We start from the raw sequence: 15,390 nt of genomic DNA, 5'->3' as shown, positions 1-15,390 counted from the left end.
CGAACAAGTCTACGAGGGACCACGGACATCGGCTCCGACTCCGGCATCCACTCCGGCCTCTCCCCCGCCCGAGGCCGCGTGCGCCGGATCGCCGTCCGACCGCTTCGCCGCCCGCAGAGCGAGGAGCACGCCCATGACCAGGGCCGCGGCCGCGACCGGCGCGAGCCACTCCGTTCCACGGTCGACACCGCTCGGAGCGAGCAGCCACATCGCGAACACCAGCGGCTGCGACAGGAGCTGCACGATGCCGAAACGCAGGAAGGTCGGCCGGAGCACCCGCACCGCGAGGCGCGACCTCAGCGGCACGACCAGGCTCAGCGCGGCGAGGACGTGGATCGCGTGCACGAGTAGGAGCGCAAGAGCCGTCCGCCCCGGGGACGGCTCCGTGAGGATCACCCCGAACGGGAGGCATGCCGCAGCCGCCCACGCCGCGAGTGTGCGCGGGATGACGACGGCGACGACGACCGCGACCACGGCGATCGCCTGCCAGAGCGGGAACGGGACCAGCGTCACCGCCCCGACCGCGACCACGCCGACGAGCAGCAGCCGGACCGTGACCCCGGGTACGGCACCCGGCACCCGAATCTGCCGGATCGCGCGACTCATCGTCGCACCGCCCTCATCCGCTGCTGGCGCAGGTCCGCCAAACGCATGGCGGCATCGACGTCGGGCGCCGCCCACGACACCACCTCGATGCCCGCATGGCGCAGCTCGGTCAGGATGTCGGTGCGCTCCGCGAGGACGGTGCGCAACGCGATGTGCTGCTCCCGAGTGAGACGTGACGCGTCCGATGTCGGAAGGACGTCCACCGCGACGACGGCGTGGCCGGACGCTCGCCATCGGGTCGCCAGCTGGGCAGCCACCCCGTCGAAGAAGGTCGAGAGCACGAACACGATGGAGCCGGAGGGAACGACGGGTGATCGGCGATAGGGCGAGCCGTCGGTACTCGGACCGGTCGCGGCGATGACATCGCGCACCCGGGCGAGGTGTCGTGCTCCTCCGCCCGAAGGGATGCTCCGCCCGCCGCTCGACAGCGCGTGGTAGGCGATCCTGTCGCCCGCGCCGACGGCCGTGGTCGCGATCGACAAAGCCGCTTCTCGGGCGAGGTCCAGCGAGGTCACGCCGGACCGGTCGGGGTCGGCGGCGCCCCAGCCCGCGACCACGACACCGAGATCCTCTGCCGTGTCCACCGCGATGACGACCGACGAATCGCTCAGGGTGTTGTTCCGTCGCACGAGGAGCTCGCCGGGCCGCTGGGCAGCCCGGGCAGTGGCCCGCCAGTCGACGCGGCGCAGCTCGTCACCCGGCGCGAACGGATGGATGTCGCGGAAGTCGCCACCCTGCCCCGGGCGTCCGCCCTCATGAGCGCCATGAAGCCCGGTGAGTCGCGGTGCCACGGGGAGTCCCGCGAGCCGGAGTACGCGCGGCGGCGTGTTCCACCGGATACCGGCGGCCGGAGCCTCCTCCGTGATCCAGGCGCCGTCCTGCGCCACGCACCGCGCCGTCACGCTCAACAGATCCAAGGGGCCGGAATGCTGAAGGCGTGTCCTCGTGGTGACCACGGATCGACCGACGCCGACATCTGCGAGTCGCTGCGGGCCCTTGTCCTGCGCGACGGCGAGCTGCACCCAATCCGCATCGACGTGGATGTCGAGGTCGCCCCATGCCTCCGCCTGCTCACCGCCCACGCCGGCCTGCGCGCGCAGTTCGACCCGCAGATCGGCCGTCGCAGGCCGGCGCACCAGCATCCAGGCCGTCGTCAGCGCGAGAGGCAGGCCGATGCCGATGATGTCCGGCCGCGAGAAGGCGAGCCCCGCCGCGACGAGCAGCGCCGCCCCGGCCACACCGATCGCGACGACGGGGGTCCGCCGCCAGCGGAGAGTCGTGCGCTCGGAGACGCGGATCGGATCGGTCATCGCACCGCGGAGACGGTCGGCGGCACCGACGTCTTCGCGACGACCGCCGCGACGACCGCTCGGGGATCCACGCCCTGCGCCCAGGCCTGCGGGGTGAGGGTGAGGCGGTGCGCGAGCACGGGCTCCGCGATGCGCTTGATGTCGTCCGGTCGCACATACGCACGTCCGTCCAGTGCCGCGAGAGCGCGTCCGAGCAGCACCAGGGACTGCGAGCCGCGTGGAGAGGCGCCCACCGAGACGTTCACCGCCTCGCGTGTGGCGCGGACCAGCTCGACGCAGTAGCGGGCGACATCCGCGTCGACGTGGATCCGTTCCACCGCTCGCTGGATCGCCAGCAAGCCGTCGCCGTCGACGACCGGTTCGACGGACACGTCGGGCGACTGTCGTCGCACCCGGTCCAGGATGATGCGGGTCTCGTCGTCCGCGTCCGGATATCCGACCGAGAGTCGCACCATGAAGCGGTCGAGCTGGGCCTCGGGAAGCGCGTAGGTCCCCTCGTACTCGATCGGATTCGATGTGGCGATGACGTGGAACGGCCGGGGCAGTGGGAAGCTGTTGCCCTCGACGGTGACCTGACGCTCGGCCATCGCCTCGAGCATCGCCGACTGCGTCTTGGGGGTGGTGCGGTTGATCTCGTCCGCCAGCAGCAGTCCGGTGAAGATGGGCCCCGGCCGGAACGGGAACTCGCCCGTCGCCGGCGCGTACACGTACGACCCTGTGACGTCACCGGGGAGCATGTCGGGAGTGCACTGCAATCGCCGGAAGTCCAGGCCCAGCGCAGAGGCCAGGCTCCGCGCTGCGAGTGTCTTGCCGAGTCCCGGGACGTCTTCGAACAGCACGTGACCACCGGCGAAGATCGCGGCCAGGGCGATCGTGACCGGCTCGTCCATGCCGACGACGACTGCGCCGACGCTCTCCCGCACTCGACGCCCGAGGGCGGCGATCTGTGTGACGTCTTCCGTGTTCATCGGTTCTCCTCTGTGCCGACTTTCGCGGCGGTCTGGGGGTCTGAGTTCGCGGGGACCTCGGTGGTGATGCGCTCGACCGCGTCGAGGACCCGCTCGAGATCGGCAGCCTGAACCTCGCGATTGTGCAGAGAGTCACGTACTCCCGGCCCGAGGAGCGCGTCGATCGCCGCGTGTTGAGCGGGGTCGTCGAGGTCGAGCCCCCGGTGGGCCAGTCGTCGCCGCAGCACGTTCTGCACCCGACGGACGACCACGTGCCCGGCGACACCGGTGCGCGAGTTGATCGACCAGGCGAGCCGAGACACCTCGGAGCCGCGCTCCGCACGTCGGCGTCGCTCCGGGGGCCAGAGGGAGGCTTCGTCGAAGAAGACCTGACGGCTCACGAGCGCGATCGTCAGCACGATCAGCAGCCAGGACGCGGCGAACAGCGTCGGCACGCCGAGTGCGCCGAGCAGCACGAGGACCACGGCCGCGACAGCCGCCCCGACTCCCAGGAGAATCAGCCGTCCCTTCATCGCCACCCCGCCTGGATGCCACGTAGACACGCTGCTGCCGTGGCGCGGTCGCGTTCCTCCGCGACGAGACCGCCGAAACGGACCTGTTCGTACAGTCCGAGCAGCGCGACGACGTCAGCCGCGATTCCCGCGCGGCGTCCGATGATCCGGACCGTGAACTCGGACGGCGTCTCGTGCGGGGCCCGACCGGCACCGGCATCCGTCGCCGATTCCTCCAGACCGACCCACGCGGCGACGATGCTGTCACCCGGCGCCGGGTCGACATCGATCGTCCGCAGCGCTTCGTCGATCCCTCTTCGGATGATCGCGGCGTCGGGCTCGGCATCCGTCCCGGCGATGACCACGCTCATCGCGTCGACGGCGGCCGCCTCGCGCCTCTCGAGCGGTCGATCTCGCCAGAGTCCGCGCAGGTAGCGGACCAGCATGCGCGCGCCGAAGAACAGCAGCGTCAGCACCGCGATCGCGACGAGGACCGCCAGGATCACCTTGAACAGTGGCGATTCCTCGGTCTGTTCCATCGGCCCGGGCGTCATCTCGGCGGGCGCCGGCTCGGAGGTCCCGACGTCGACGAGTTCCGTTCCACCGCCCGGCAGCGGGCGGAACTGCGGAAGGCCCTGCTGCGCTGCTACGAACATGACGACGGCGAAGAAACCCGCGACTGCGACGAGAGGCAGCAGAACCCGGAGCACGCGCGAGCCGCCGACGCGCCGGTCCCCGGAAACCGGGGCTTCGTGGCGCGACATGACTCCACCCTAGGACGCGACTCCCGAGGAATCCGTCGTCGGGACGCGAGCCGCGCTCGGCGGAGTCGGTCGGACTCAGCCGAGATCGGGACGCCGCCCGGCGAACGGACCGAGGCCGTCGCGGAGTGCGGCGACCTCATCGATACCCATGCCGACCGCCGCCATGACCTGGTGCGGAACGTCTACAGCCCGTTCGCGCAGCGCCGCGCCCGCCGCGGTCAGGGTGATCTCCAGACGCCGCTCGTCCTCACTGCTTCGCTGTCGGGCCACGAGGCCTTCTGCTTCGAGCCGCTTGACCAGGGGCGATGCCGTCGCGGGTTCCAGAGCGAGATCCAGAGCGAGATCGTTCAGCGTCCGCGGCGCCCGCTCCCACAGGGCGAGCATCACGAGGTACTGCGGGTGCGTGAGACCCAGAGGCTCGAGGATCGGGCGGTAGAGGGCGATGACGTTGCGCGCCGCGGTCACCAGGGCGAAGCACAGCTGGTTCTCCAGCTTGAGCAGGTCGTCTGTAGCCGTCACAACCTCGACTATACATCTGCACTAATCATTAGTACACTAAGCAACATGGCACAGGACCCGGACCGCCCACCCCTTCGCACCCGCATTCGCGAAGCAGGTGGCCTCTATTCCTGGGTGAACACCAATCTCATCCGGCTCGCCGGTCCTGCCTCCGTCGGCCCGTATGAGAAGACTCCCCCACCGAGCGCCGCAGAACGCGCCGAACGCGCGTGCCCGCTGTGCGGCGCCCCGATGACGCAGCACGAGATCGACCGCTCGGGTCCCAAGCCTCTGATGCACTGCCCGTAGGGTCAGTCCTGGTTGGATCCATCGGTCGCCGAGCCGGAGGACTCGCGCGCGACGTCGAGCCAGAACATCAGACCGCCGTCGTCCTCGATGACCTCGGGCGAGACGTCGAGCCATCCGGATCCCATCGTGCGCGAGCCCATCACCGCCCGGGCGACACCCGTGCGCGTCACGAGCGCCGCTCCGTTCTCGTCGTCGACACGCACCAGAAGCACGCCGCCCGGCCGCGCTCCGAGAAGGATGCGCCCGTCGTCGAGGAAAGCCCGGGTTCCGAACATCCGCCGCTCCTCGATTCCGACGTCGGCGCTCAGCAGCGCCCGGATCCGATCGGCCAGCTCGTTCCCCGCAGCATCCATGGTCCGAGTCGCGCCTTACGCGTGCCCCGCGCGTTCCATCGCCCGCAGCTCCTTCTTGAGGTCTTGCACCTCGTCGCGCAGGCGTCCGGCGAGCTCGAATTTCAACTCCGCGGCTGCCGCAAGCATCTGGTCGGATAGATCCTGGATCGTGGCTTCGAGCTGTTGCGCTCCCTCGGCCGCGATGCCCGTGCGACGCAGGTTGGGCGTCGGCGACTTGCCCTTGCCCGATGCGCGACCACGGCCCGACATCATCTCCGCCGTGTCTGCGCCTTCGCGGGCGAGCACCTCGGTGATGTCCGCGATGCGTTTGCGGAGGGGCTGCGGGTCGATGCCGTGCTCCTTGTTGTACGCGACCTGCTTCTCGCGGCGACGATCCGTCTCCTCGATCGCCTTCGCCATCGAGTCGGTCATCTTGTCGGCGTACATGTGCACTTCGCCCGAGACGTTTCGGGCGGCGCGACCGATGGTCTGGATGAGTGAGGTCCCCGACCGCAGGAAGCCCTCCTTGTCGGCATCCAGGATCGCCACGAGCGAGACCTCCGGAAGATCGAGACCTTCACGCAGCAGGTTGATGCCGACCAGCACGTCGTACACGCCGGCACGCAGCTCACTGAGGAGTTCGACACGACGCAGCGTGTCGACATCGGAGTGCAGGTAGCGCACGCGCACACCGTGCTCCCCGAGGAAGTCGGTCAGCTCTTCGGCCATCTTCTTCGTGAGGGTCGTGACGAGAACCCGCTCGTCCCGCTCGACGCGGACGCGGATCTCCTCCAGCAGGTCGTCGATCTGCCCCTTCGACGGCTTGACGACGATGTGCGGGTCGACCAGACCGGTGGGACGGATGATCTGCTCGACGATGCCGTCGGCGATCCCCATCTCGTATTTGCCGGGCGTGGCCGACAGATAGACGGTCTGTCCGATCCGGTTCTTGAACTCGTCCCATCGCAGCGGACGGTTGTCCATCGCGCTCGGCAGCCGGAAACCGTGATCGACGAGGGTGCGCTTGCGGGACGCGTCTCCCTCGTACATCGCGCCGATCTGGGGCACGGTGACGTGCGACTCGTCGATGACCAGCAGGAAGTCGTCGGGGAAGAAGTCGAGCAGCGTGTGCGGCGGCTCCCCCGGCATGCGCCCGTCCATGTGACGCGAGTAGTTCTCGATCCCCGAGCAGAAGCCCAACTGCTGCAGCATCTCGAGATCGAACGTGGTGCGCATGCGCAGACGCTGCGCCTCGAGGAGCTTGCCCTGCCGCTCGAACTCGGCCAGGCGCTCTTCCAGCTCGTGCTCGATGGTGCCGATGGAACGCTGGATCACATCGGTGCCGGCAACGTAGTGAGACGCAGGGAAGATCGGGACGGCGTCGAGTTTCTCGATCACCTCGCCCGTGAGCGGGTGGAGCGAGTACAGGGCCTCGATCTCGTCGCCGAACAGCTCGATACGGATGGCGTGCTCTTCGTAGACGGGGATGATCTCGATCGTGTCGCCGCGTACCCGGAAATTGCCCCGTGAGAAGTCGACGTCGTTGCGGTTGTACTGCATCGCGATGAACTGGCGGATCAGCGCGTCGCGGTCGTATCGCTCCCCCACCTGCAGGGCCACCATGGCGCGCAGATACTCTTCGGGAGCGCCGAGTCCGTAGATGCAGGAGACGGTCGAGACCACGATCACGTCGCGACGGCTCAGCAGCGAGTTCGTCGTCGAATGCCGCAGCCGCTCGACCTCGGAGTTGATCGACGAGTCCTTCTCGATGAAGGTGTCTGTCTGTGGAACGTAGGCCTCTGGCTGGTAGTAGTCGTAGTACGAGACGAAGTACTCGACGGCGTTGTTCGGCATGAGCTCGCGGAATTCGTTGGCCAATTGGGCCGCGAGCGTCTTGTTGTGCGCGAGCACGAGCGTGGGCCGCTGCACCTGCTCGACGAGCCAGGCCGTGGTCGCCGACTTTCCCGTACCCGTCGCTCCGAGCAGCACGACGTCGGTCTCGCCCGCATTGATCCGCGCCGCCAGATCGGCGATCGCCGCCGGCTGGTCGCCGGCGGGCGCGTACTCGCTGATGACCTCGAAGGGGCGGACACTGCGCGTGGGTTGCATACCTCCAGCGTATGCCGCCCCTCCGACATCGAGGCCGTCAGGCGACGATGGTCGCCGTCTTCGCAGACGGCTCTGAGGACCACGTGGTCGTGCCGCCGCCGATGAGGCGCATCGTGGCCGTCGACGTGAGCGTCCCGCCTGCGGAGCCGACCACGTTGAACGTCAGCGCGTCGCCGAAGCTCGCCGGCGTCTTGGTGAAGGTGAACGTCCGTGCGGACGAACCGCTCGCGGGATCCGGAGCCCAGGACCCGAGAGACGATCCGGGGTCGAGTGTTACGGGCGAGCTGAACTCGACGACGACCACCAGCGATGCACCGGTCGGCGGGTTCACCCAGTCCGGCTGGGATCGATAACTGATCTGCGTGCTGAAAGTGGCTCTGAGCCCTCCGGCTGCCGGCACGAGGGCCGTGTAGCCACCCTGCGCCTCGGCGTCCCAGTAGTAGTTCGCCAGGTCGTTGCTGGTGTTGGCCCCGCTCGCGGCGGCCATCGGCAATGCCACTGCTGCGGCGATCACTGGCACCGACCAGGCTGCGCCCTTCATGACGGTCCGACGTGAGATTCCACGGTTGTCCTGAGTCACTTCTCCACTCCCCAGAGCGCGGAAAAGCTATCCCCCAGCAGACCATCCCCTGGTGCGTCCCCACGCCCACAACCAGAATACCAGCGGGCCCGAGTGCCCCGAGTTCGCGCGATGCCGCTGACACGCCCGCGATCCCGGGGCGTGCCCGGGTAAGGTCACCGGTGTCGGATGCGCTCCCAGAGCGCGTCGGTCTGCTCGTGCGTGCGCTCCAGGGTTCCTGCCGTGTCGATCACGACATCCGCGATGGCGAGCCGCCTCTCGTCGGAGACCTGAGCGTCGACCCTCTCCTGCGCCGCTTTCTCTTCCATGCCCCGCAGCTCGGTCAGCCGCTGGAGCCGCACCGCCGCGGGGGCGTGCGCGACCACGATCAGGTCCCACGGATCGTCGACTCTGGCCTCCACCAGCAGGGGGACGTCGTAGACGACCACGGCATCCGCATCAGTAGTGAACGCCGCATCGAATCGGCGCTGCGACTCCTCCCGAACGGCGGGGTGCACGATCGCGTTCAGCTGAGCGAGCAGCTCGGGGTCTCCGAAGACCTTCGCACCCAGGGCTGCGCGGTCGAGCGCGCCCTCGCCGTCGATCATCGATGCTCCGAACGTCTCCGCTATTCGCTCCAGCGCCGGCGAGCCCGGCGCCTGCACGTCGCGGACGATCTGGTCGGCGTCGACGATCACCGCACCGTGCTCCGCCAGTCGCCGGGCAATGGTCGATTTCCCCGAGGCGATGCCGCCGGTGAGCGCGATGAGTGGCATGTCGCCAGTCTATGTTTCGATCCGATCGATGCTCAGCGGGCGAGCAGCTGGCGCCGCGAGCTGATCACGCCGGTGTCGAACCCGGCGAGGTGCAGACCGCCGTGGAATCGCGCGTGCTCGATCTTGATGCAGCGATCCATCACGACCGAGAGCCCTGCCGCCTCGGCGACCGCCGCAGCGTCTTCATTCCATGAGCCGAGCTGCAGCCACAGTGTCTGCGCGCCCGCGTCGATCGCCTCCTGTGCGACACCCGGAAGGTCGTCGTGCCGGCGGAACACATCCACGATGTCGGGGACGACGGGAAGGCCGCTCAGCGACGCGTAGACCGGCTGCCCGAGGATCTCGGTCTCGCGCGGGTTGACGAGGTAGACGTCGTACGACGTGCTGGAGAGCAGGTATGTCGTCACGAAGTACGACGCGCGTGCCGGATTGTTCGACGCCCCCACGATCGCGATGGACTTGGCCCGCCGGAGCAGACCGAAGCGCTCTTGCTGACTCGGCCCCGGCCAGGTCCGCTCAGGGTGAGCTGCCGGTGCGCCGGGCAGCGCACAGGCCACCCCGTCCGACTCCGCCGGAACGGCGCAGGAATCCGCGGCGGTCGTCTGCGTCTCGCTCATCGGTTCGCTCCCGTCGCGGTCGTGAGGGCCTGGTCGAGGTCCCAGATGATGTCTTCGGCGTCTTCGAGTCCCACCGAGATGCGGATCAGGTCGGGGCGCACGCCCGCGGCGACGAGCTGCGCCTCGGTGAGCTGGCGGTGCGTCGTCGAGGCCGGGTGGATGACGAGGGTGCGAGCGTCGCCGATGTTGGCGAGATGGGAGGCGAGCTGCAGGTTCTCGATCACCGTCTCCCCCGCCTTCCGGCCGTCCTCCGCCGCGACGCCGAACGCGAACACCGAACCGGGGCCGAGCGGCAGGTACTTGGCCACCCGATCATGGTGCGGATGCCCTTCGAGGCCGGCCCACGTCACGTATGCGACCCGGGGATCGGAGGCGAGCCAGTCCGCGACGATGCGCGCGTTCGCGAGGTGCGCGTCGATGCGCTGCGGCAGTGTCTCGATCCCCTGGAGCAGGTTGAACGCCGACTGCGGACTGAGTGCCGGGCCGATGTCACGCAACTGCTCCGAGCGGAGTTTGGTGAGGAAACCGTACTCCCCGAAGTTGTCCCACCATTTGATGCCGCCGTAGGAATCGACGGGCTCGGTCATCTGCGGGAACTTTCCGTTGCCCCAGTCGAACGTCCCCTTCTCGATGACGACGCCGCCGAGGGTGGTGCCGTGTCCGCCCAGGAACTTCGTCACGGAGTGGATCACGATGTCGGCGCCGTGCTCGAGCGGCCGTGCCAGGTAGGGCGTGGCGAGAGTCGCGTCCACCACGAGGGGAACCCCGGCCTCGTGGGCGACGGCGGCCAGTCCTTCGATGTCGGCGATCTCCCCGGACGGGTTGCCGATCATCTCGACGTAGACGACCTTGGTCTCCGGACGGATGGCCGCCGCATAGTCGGCAGGGTCGGAGGACGTGACGAACGTCGTCTCCACGCCGAACCGTCGCAGCGTCACGTCGAGTTGCGTCACGGTCCCGCCGTAGAGCTGAGCCGCAGCGACGACGTGGTCGCCGGCCCCGACGAGGGCCGCGAACGTGATGAACTCGGCGCTCATGCCCGATGCGGTCGCGACGGCGCCGATGCCGCCTTCGAGCGATGCCAGGCGCTCCTCCAGTGCGGCGACCGTGGGATTGCCGATCCGCGAGTAGATGTTTCCGTACTTCTGCAGGGCGAACAGATTCCCCGCATCCGCCGCATCCTCGAAGACGAACGAGGTCGTCTGGTAGATCGGCACCGCTCGGGCGCCGGTCGCCGCGTCGGGCGTGCCACCGGCGTGCAGGGCTCTGGTGCGAAATCCGAAGCGGTGTTCTTCCGTCATGCTGTCCTCAGTTCGGCGGCGGCGAGCACGTCGGCGATGTCATCGACGGCCCAGGGGTTCTGCAGCGATGTGGTATCCCCGAGGGGGCCGGGGTCGCGGCCGGCTCTGCGATCCTGTTCGGCCTCCCACAACTGTGCCAGGAGTCTGCGCATGATCTTGCCCGAGCGGGTCTTCGGCAGGTCGGGCACGATCACGATGTGCTTCGGCTTGGCGACGGGGCCGATGGATCGCGCGACCTGGGTGCGCAGGTCGGATGGGGTGATCTCTGCCCGGCCGGACGGGGTGACGAAGGCGACGACGGCCTGTCCGGTGACCGGATCGGACACGCCGGCGGACCCGGCCTCCCCCACGGTGTCGTGTGCGACCAGAGCCGATTCGATCTCGATCGTGGAGAGTCGGTGTCCCGAGACGTTCACGACGTCGTCGAGTCGGCCGAGGATCCAGATGTATCCGTCGGCGTCCCTGGTCGCTCCGTCACCTGCCACGTAGAACCCGCCGTGGTCACCCCTACCTGCGAACGTCGACCAGTAGGCGTCGCGATAGCGGGTGGGGTCGCCCCACACGGTCCTGGCCATTCCCGGCCAGGGCCTGCGGACGACGAGGGTTCCCGAGCGGCCGGGCGCGACCTCGTCGCCCCGCTCGTCCACCACCGCCGCGTCGATACCCGGGAGCGGGACCGAGGCAGACCCCGGCTTGAGGGCGGTTACTCCCGGGAGCGGGGCGATCATCGCCGCGCCGGTCTCGGATTGCCACCACGTGTCGATGACGGGCAGTTCGTCGCGGCCGAAGTTGCGTCGGAACCACACCCAGGCTTCCGGGTTGATCGCCTCCCCGACGGTGCCGAGCAGTCGCAGGGTGGAGAGGTCGTGGCCCTGTGGCAGCTCCGCACCGAACCAGGTCATGAACGTGCGGATCAGAGTGGGCGCCGTGTAGTAGACGGTCACCCCGTAGCGCTCGATGATCTCGAAGTGGCGTTCCCGGTGCGGTGCGTCGGGAGTCCCCTCGTAGACGACCTGCGTGAGTCCATTCGACAGCGGACCGTAGATCTCGTAGGTGTGCGCCGTGACCCACGCGAGGTCTGCGGTACACCAGTGCACGTCGTCGGGCTTCGCGTCGAAATGGGCCCAGTGCGCCCAGCTCGCGTGCGTCAGGTACCCGCCGGACGTGTGCACCAGCCCCTTCGGCTTCCCCGTCGTGCCGGACGTGTAGATGATGAAGAGCGGATGCTCGGCGTCGAAGGATTCCGCTTCGTGCTCCGGCGACGCCGTGTCGACGACGTCATGCCACCACACGTCGCGACCGTCCGTCCACGGGACGTCCTGACCGGTGCGGCGCAGGACGAGGACGTGCTCGAGATCGGGAAGATCCGTCGCGGCGACATCGGCCGTCGACTTCACCTCGGTGGCGGTGCCGCGGCGATACTGACCGTCACTCGTGACGAGCAGCTTCGCGCCGGTGTCGGCGAGACGGAACCGCACGGCTTCGGCCGAGAAGCCACCGAAGACGAGCGAATGCACGGCGCCGATCCGCGCACAGGCGAGAGTGATCACGATCGTCTCGACGAGCACGGGGAGGTAGATCACGACGCGGTCCCCGGGACGGATGCCGAGAGCTGTGAGCGCGTTGGCGGCCTGCGACACGCGGCGCTGCAGATCGGCGTATGTGACCGAGAGGCGGTCGCCCGGCTCCCCCTCGAAGTGCAGCGCCACCTTGTCGCCGCGTCCGGCTTCCACGTGACGGTCCACGCAGTTGACCGCGACGTTGAGTCTGCCGCCGACGAACCAGCGCGCCGCCGGAACGGCATCGCCGACCGGCGGATCCCATTCGTGGGCGGTGTGCCACGGCTCGGACCAGTCCAGGCGGCGCGCGGCCTCTTCCCAGAACGCGATCGGATCCGCGGCGGCGCGCGCATACGCGTCCGCGGTGACGTTCGCGTCACTGAAGCCAGCGTCCGGCACGTACACCCGCGACTCCTGCAGCCGAGCCTCGGTCACCGTCACACCCACCGACGGAGCAGGTATTTCTCGACCAGCACGAGGATCCCGTTGGTGAGCGTGCCCAGAAGTGCGAGCAGCACGATCGAGAGCAGGATGCGGTCCACGCGCCCACTGCTCTGCGACTCGGTCAGCAGGAAGCCCAGGCCCATGGACGCTGCGATGAGCTCTGCGGCGACGAGGAACAGCCACGCTTGCGCGAGTGCCAGACGCAGCCCGGACACGACGGACGGCACCACCGCCGGCAGCTGCACGATGCGGAACAGCGACCAGCCGCGCAGGCTGAACGAACGCCCGGCTTCGACGAGCTGCGGATCGACGTGTCGGAGCGCCGACGAGACCGTCGTATACACCGGGAAGAACGCACCGATCGCGATCAGAGTGACCTTCGACTCCTCGCCGATCTGCATCCAGAGGATGAGGAGCGGCACCCAGGCCAGCGACGGCACGGCGCGGACTGCGGTGAGTGTCGGACTGAGAAGCACCTCTCCCAGCCGGGAGAGCCCGACGATGCCGGCCGCGGCCAACCCGATGACGGATCCGATCGCGAAACCGAGCAGCACGCGCTGCACCGAGATCGCGATGTGCGTCCAGAGCTGTCCGGTCTCGGCCAGCTCCACACCGGCCTGGAACACCGACGCCGGTGTGGGCAGGCGGTACGGCGGCACCATCCCGCTCGTCGTCACCACCTGCCAGGCCGTCAGGATGATCACGGGCAGCAGGAGACCGGCGATGATCCGCACGACCGGCCGGTCCCACGAGCGCCGCGTAGCCCCGCTCCGGGGCTGGGACGTGCCCTTCGCGAAGTCGAGCGCGTCCCGAGACTCCTCGGGAACGATCAGTCGGTCGGGAATGGTCACTCGCCGTCGACCGCCTTCTTCGCGAACGTGTCGTTCACGATCGATGAGAGCGCCTTGTCGACGGAGTCCTTGCCGCCCTGCACGTCACCGGACTCGACGAGCACGGGCGCGATCTTCTCGAGCACCGCGATCTGGTCGTCACCGGGGACACCGCTCACGTCGAGGTTCGAGCGCTCCTCGATCACGGTGGTGGCGACTTCGGGGTCGATGCCGGCGACCTCGGCGAGCAGCGCGGCAGTCTCCTCAGGGTTCTCGAGCGCCCACTCTCGCGCCTGCTCGTACGCGTCGACGACAGCCTGCGCGAGGTCGGGGTGGTTCGTGGTGAAGTCCTCGGTCGCGTTCAGGAAGCCGTAGGTGTTGAAGTCGACGTTGCGGTAGATGAGCTGGTCACCCGACTCCACCTCGGCGGCGGCCATGATCGGGTCGAGCCCGGCCCAGGCGTCCACGGAGCCGCCGTCGAGTGCGGCCCGGCCGTCAGCATGCTGCAGATTCTGCACCTCCACGTCGGAGAGCGACAGGCCGCCCTCCTCGAGCGCCTGCAGCAGGAAGAAGTAGGGGTCGGTGCCCTTGGTCGCCGCGATGGAGGCGCCCTTGAGATCTTCGAGGCCGGTGATGTCGCTGTCCGGGCCCACGACGATGGCAGACCACTCGGGCTGCGAGTAGATGTCGATGACCTGGATGGGCGAGCCGTTCGCACGGGCGAGCAGTGCGGCCGATCCTGCGGTCGAGCCGACATCGACGGAGCCGGAGCGCAGCAGTTCGTTGGCCTTGTTCGAGCCGGCGGACTGCACCCACTCGACCTCGACGTCATCGCCGAGGATCTCCTCGAGGATGCCCTGATCCTTGACGACCAGACTCAGCGGGTTGTAGGTGGCGAAGTCGATCGACAGGGTGTCCGCCGACCACTCGGTCGTGCCCGGCGTGCCCTCGGTGTCCGATGCCTTGGCGTTCTCTCCGGCCACGCACCCGGTCGCGACGAGCATCATCGTCCCGGCGATCGCGATCGCGGGGATGATTCGGCGTGTGGTGGTGCTCATCGGGACTCCTCGGTGATGCGGTGGTGGGTGTCGACGCCGAGTCCTTCGAGAAGGTCGGCGCGCAGGTCGGCGAGGCCGCGGTCGGCGCGGTCGCGGGGACGGACGCCCGGCACGGAGATCGTGCGGGCGATGGATTGGTCGTCGTCGGCGCCCGTGCCCGAGCTGTCCAGCGTCCGCAGGAGCAGCACGCGGTCGGCGAGGTAGAGCGCCTCTTCGACGTCGTGGGTGACCAGCAGGATCGTGGTGGGCTCGGCCGCATGGATCTTCAGGAGCAGATCGTGCATGCGCAGACGCGTCAGGGCGTCGAGCGCCCCGAACGGCTCATCGAGCAGCAGCACCCCAGGGTTTCGGGCGAGCGCCCGGGCTAGGGAGGCGCGCTGGGCCATACCGCCGGAGACCTCGCGCGGGCGCTGGTCGCCCGCGTGCTCGAGCCCCACGAGGTGCAGCAGCTCGCGCACTCGCTCACGGCCGACACGGCGGGCGGTTCCTCGCGGCAGGCCGAGCTCGATGTTCTGGGCGATGGTGCGCCATGGGAGCAGTCGCGGCTCCTGGAAGGCGATGGCGGTCCGCTCGTCGACGTCGGCGACACCGATGTCGTCGAGGAGGATGCGTCCGCTCGTCGGAGCATCCAGTCCGCCGACGAGACGGAGGAGGGTGGACTTGCCGCACCCGGAGGGACCGACGACCGCGAGGATCTCCCCGGCCGCGATGTGGAGGTCGATGCCGCGGAGCACGTCGCGCCTCCCGCGCGGCAGCGCGAAGGAACGGTCGATTCCGTCGAGACGGACAGCCTGCGCAGTTCCTGCCGACGGCGAAGCGTCAGCGGTGCGCGACGCGGGCAGCAGAGCAGTCATAACCC

General features: G+C 68.8%; 17 protein-coding genes. 1 reads left to right on the top strand and 16 read right to left on the bottom strand.

Features of this window, described 5'->3' with window-relative positions; genetic code table 11:
- Nucleotides 1-9: 9 nt before the first annotated feature.
- From ACCO44_RS10910 to ACCO44_RS10885, 6 genes are all read right to left on the bottom strand, one after another.
- Nucleotides 10-606 (bottom strand): hypothetical protein, encoded by a 597-nt coding sequence (locus ACCO44_RS10910; protein ID WP_105710161.1) that lies wholly within the window; start codon nucleotides 604-606, stop codon nucleotides 10-12.
- Complete coding sequence (locus ACCO44_RS10905) at nucleotides 603-1,916, bottom strand: DUF58 domain-containing protein (protein ID WP_372466560.1); 1,314 nt, start codon at nucleotides 1,914-1,916, stop codon at nucleotides 603-605. Before ACCO44_RS10905 ends, ACCO44_RS10910 begins: the two co-directional genes overlap by 4 nt.
- Nucleotides 1,913-2,884, bottom strand: a complete 972-nt coding sequence (locus tag ACCO44_RS10900; protein ID WP_029261612.1) for a MoxR family ATPase — start codon at nucleotides 2,882-2,884, stop codon at nucleotides 1,913-1,915. Before ACCO44_RS10900 ends, ACCO44_RS10905 begins: the two co-directional genes overlap by 4 nt.
- The gene (locus ACCO44_RS10895; protein WP_258134067.1) at nucleotides 2,881-3,396 is read right to left on the bottom strand and encodes a hypothetical protein; all 516 of its coding nucleotides are present in this window, start codon (nucleotides 3,394-3,396) and stop codon (nucleotides 2,881-2,883) included. The genes ACCO44_RS10900 and ACCO44_RS10895 overlap by 4 nt, the downstream gene beginning before the upstream one ends.
- Nucleotides 3,393-4,139 (bottom strand): DUF4129 domain-containing protein, encoded by a 747-nt coding sequence (locus ACCO44_RS10890; protein WP_029261610.1) that lies wholly within the window; start codon nucleotides 4,137-4,139, stop codon nucleotides 3,393-3,395. The genes ACCO44_RS10895 and ACCO44_RS10890 overlap by 4 nt, the downstream gene beginning before the upstream one ends.
- 75 nt (nucleotides 4,140-4,214) lie before the next feature.
- Nucleotides 4,215-4,658 (bottom strand): MarR family winged helix-turn-helix transcriptional regulator, encoded by a 444-nt coding sequence (locus tag ACCO44_RS10885; RefSeq protein WP_372466559.1) that lies wholly within the window; start codon nucleotides 4,656-4,658, stop codon nucleotides 4,215-4,217.
- A gap of 45 nt (nucleotides 4,659-4,703) precedes the next feature.
- Here ACCO44_RS10885 and ACCO44_RS10880 point away from each other — a divergent pair, with 45 nt between their 5' ends.
- Nucleotides 4,704-4,946, top strand: a complete 243-nt coding sequence (locus ACCO44_RS10880; RefSeq protein WP_081859978.1) for a hypothetical protein — start codon at nucleotides 4,704-4,706, stop codon at nucleotides 4,944-4,946.
- A gap of 2 nt (nucleotides 4,947-4,948) precedes the next feature.
- Here the strand turns inward: ACCO44_RS10880 and ACCO44_RS10875 are convergent, their stop codons facing one another.
- The 10 genes from ACCO44_RS10875 to ACCO44_RS10830 form a co-directional block, all read right to left on the bottom strand.
- Nucleotides 4,949-5,299, bottom strand: coding sequence for a TfoX/Sxy family protein (locus tag ACCO44_RS10875; RefSeq protein ID WP_029261608.1), 351 nt, complete (start codon nucleotides 5,297-5,299; stop codon nucleotides 4,949-4,951).
- A 15-nt stretch (nucleotides 5,300-5,314) separates the two neighbouring features.
- A complete protein-coding gene (gene uvrB / locus ACCO44_RS10870; protein ID WP_029261607.1) occupies nucleotides 5,315-7,387 on the bottom strand; it encodes an excinuclease ABC subunit UvrB in 2,073 nt (690 codons plus the stop codon).
- A gap of 37 nt (nucleotides 7,388-7,424) precedes the next feature.
- Complete coding sequence (locus tag ACCO44_RS10865) at nucleotides 7,425-7,967, bottom strand: hypothetical protein (protein WP_372466558.1); 543 nt, start codon at nucleotides 7,965-7,967, stop codon at nucleotides 7,425-7,427.
- 155 nt (nucleotides 7,968-8,122) lie between these two features.
- Nucleotides 8,123-8,722 carry a dephospho-CoA kinase gene (gene coaE, locus ACCO44_RS10860; RefSeq protein WP_372466557.1) on the bottom strand — a complete coding sequence of 200 codons (600 nt, stop codon included), beginning with the start codon at nucleotides 8,720-8,722 and terminating at the stop codon, nucleotides 8,123-8,125.
- Between the two features lie 32 nt (nucleotides 8,723-8,754).
- A complete protein-coding gene (locus tag ACCO44_RS10855) occupies nucleotides 8,755-9,339 on the bottom strand; it encodes a CoA-binding protein (protein WP_372466556.1) in 585 nt (194 codons plus the stop codon).
- A complete protein-coding gene (locus ACCO44_RS10850) occupies nucleotides 9,336-10,640 on the bottom strand; it encodes an O-acetylhomoserine aminocarboxypropyltransferase/cysteine synthase family protein (RefSeq protein WP_372466555.1) in 1,305 nt (434 codons plus the stop codon). Before ACCO44_RS10850 ends, ACCO44_RS10855 begins: the two co-directional genes overlap by 4 nt.
- A complete protein-coding gene (gene acs, locus ACCO44_RS10845) occupies nucleotides 10,637-12,640 on the bottom strand; it encodes an acetate--CoA ligase (RefSeq protein ID WP_372469400.1) in 2,004 nt (667 codons plus the stop codon). The genes ACCO44_RS10850 and acs overlap by 4 nt, the downstream gene beginning before the upstream one ends.
- On the bottom strand, nucleotides 12,637-13,494 hold the full coding sequence (locus ACCO44_RS10840) for an ABC transporter permease (protein WP_258134072.1): 858 nt from the start codon (nucleotides 13,492-13,494) through the stop codon (nucleotides 12,637-12,639). The genes acs and ACCO44_RS10840 overlap by 4 nt, the downstream gene beginning before the upstream one ends.
- On the bottom strand, nucleotides 13,491-14,531 hold the full coding sequence (locus ACCO44_RS10835; protein ID WP_372466554.1) for an aliphatic sulfonate ABC transporter substrate-binding protein: 1,041 nt from the start codon (nucleotides 14,529-14,531) through the stop codon (nucleotides 13,491-13,493). The genes ACCO44_RS10840 and ACCO44_RS10835 overlap by 4 nt, the downstream gene beginning before the upstream one ends.
- A complete protein-coding gene (locus tag ACCO44_RS10830; RefSeq protein WP_372466553.1) occupies nucleotides 14,528-15,385 on the bottom strand; it encodes an ABC transporter ATP-binding protein in 858 nt (285 codons plus the stop codon). The genes ACCO44_RS10835 and ACCO44_RS10830 overlap by 4 nt, the downstream gene beginning before the upstream one ends.
- Between the last annotated feature and the right edge of the window lie 5 nt (nucleotides 15,386-15,390).

The sequence above is a fragment of the Microbacterium maritypicum genome (assembly GCF_041529975.1).
Lineage (GTDB): Bacteria > Actinomycetota > Actinomycetes > Actinomycetales > Microbacteriaceae > Microbacterium.
Note: the sequence above shows the minus strand (reverse complement) of the source record. Positions and strands in the feature narration are given on the sequence as shown.

Coding starts and splice junctions, on each gene's coding strand:
- ACCO44_RS10910 (WP_105710161.1), bottom strand. CDS start 606: ATGAGTCGCGCGATCCGGCAGATTCGGGTGCCGGGTGCCGTACCCGGG.
- ACCO44_RS10850 (WP_372466555.1), bottom strand. CDS start 10,640: ATGACGGAAGAACACCGCTTCGGATTTCGCACCAGAGCCCTGCACGCC.
- ACCO44_RS10875 (WP_029261608.1), bottom strand. CDS start 5,299: ATGGATGCTGCGGGGAACGAGCTGGCCGATCGGATCCGGGCGCTGCTG.
- ACCO44_RS10835 (WP_372466554.1), bottom strand. CDS start 14,531: ATGAGCACCACCACACGCCGAATCATCCCCGCGATCGCGATCGCCGGG.
- ACCO44_RS10830 (WP_372466553.1), bottom strand. CDS start 15,385: ATGACTGCTCTGCTGCCCGCGTCGCGCACCGCTGACGCTTCGCCGTCG.
- ACCO44_RS10905 (WP_372466560.1), bottom strand. CDS start 1,916: ATGACCGATCCGATCCGCGTCTCCGAGCGCACGACTCTCCGCTGGCGG.
- ACCO44_RS10895 (WP_258134067.1), bottom strand. CDS start 3,396: ATGAAGGGACGGCTGATTCTCCTGGGAGTCGGGGCGGCTGTCGCGGCC.
- ACCO44_RS10900 (WP_029261612.1), bottom strand. CDS start 2,884: ATGAACACGGAAGACGTCACACAGATCGCCGCCCTCGGGCGTCGAGTG.
- ACCO44_RS10890 (WP_029261610.1), bottom strand. CDS start 4,139: ATGTCGCGCCACGAAGCCCCGGTTTCCGGGGACCGGCGCGTCGGCGGC.
- uvrB (WP_029261607.1), bottom strand. CDS start 7,387: ATGCAACCCACGCGCAGTGTCCGCCCCTTCGAGGTCATCAGCGAGTAC.
- ACCO44_RS10855 (WP_372466556.1), bottom strand. CDS start 9,339: ATGAGCGAGACGCAGACGACCGCCGCGGATTCCTGCGCCGTTCCGGCG.
- ACCO44_RS10880 (WP_081859978.1), top strand. CDS start 4,704: ATGGCACAGGACCCGGACCGCCCACCCCTTCGCACCCGCATTCGCGAA.
- coaE (WP_372466557.1), bottom strand. CDS start 8,722: ATGCCACTCATCGCGCTCACCGGCGGCATCGCCTCGGGGAAATCGACC.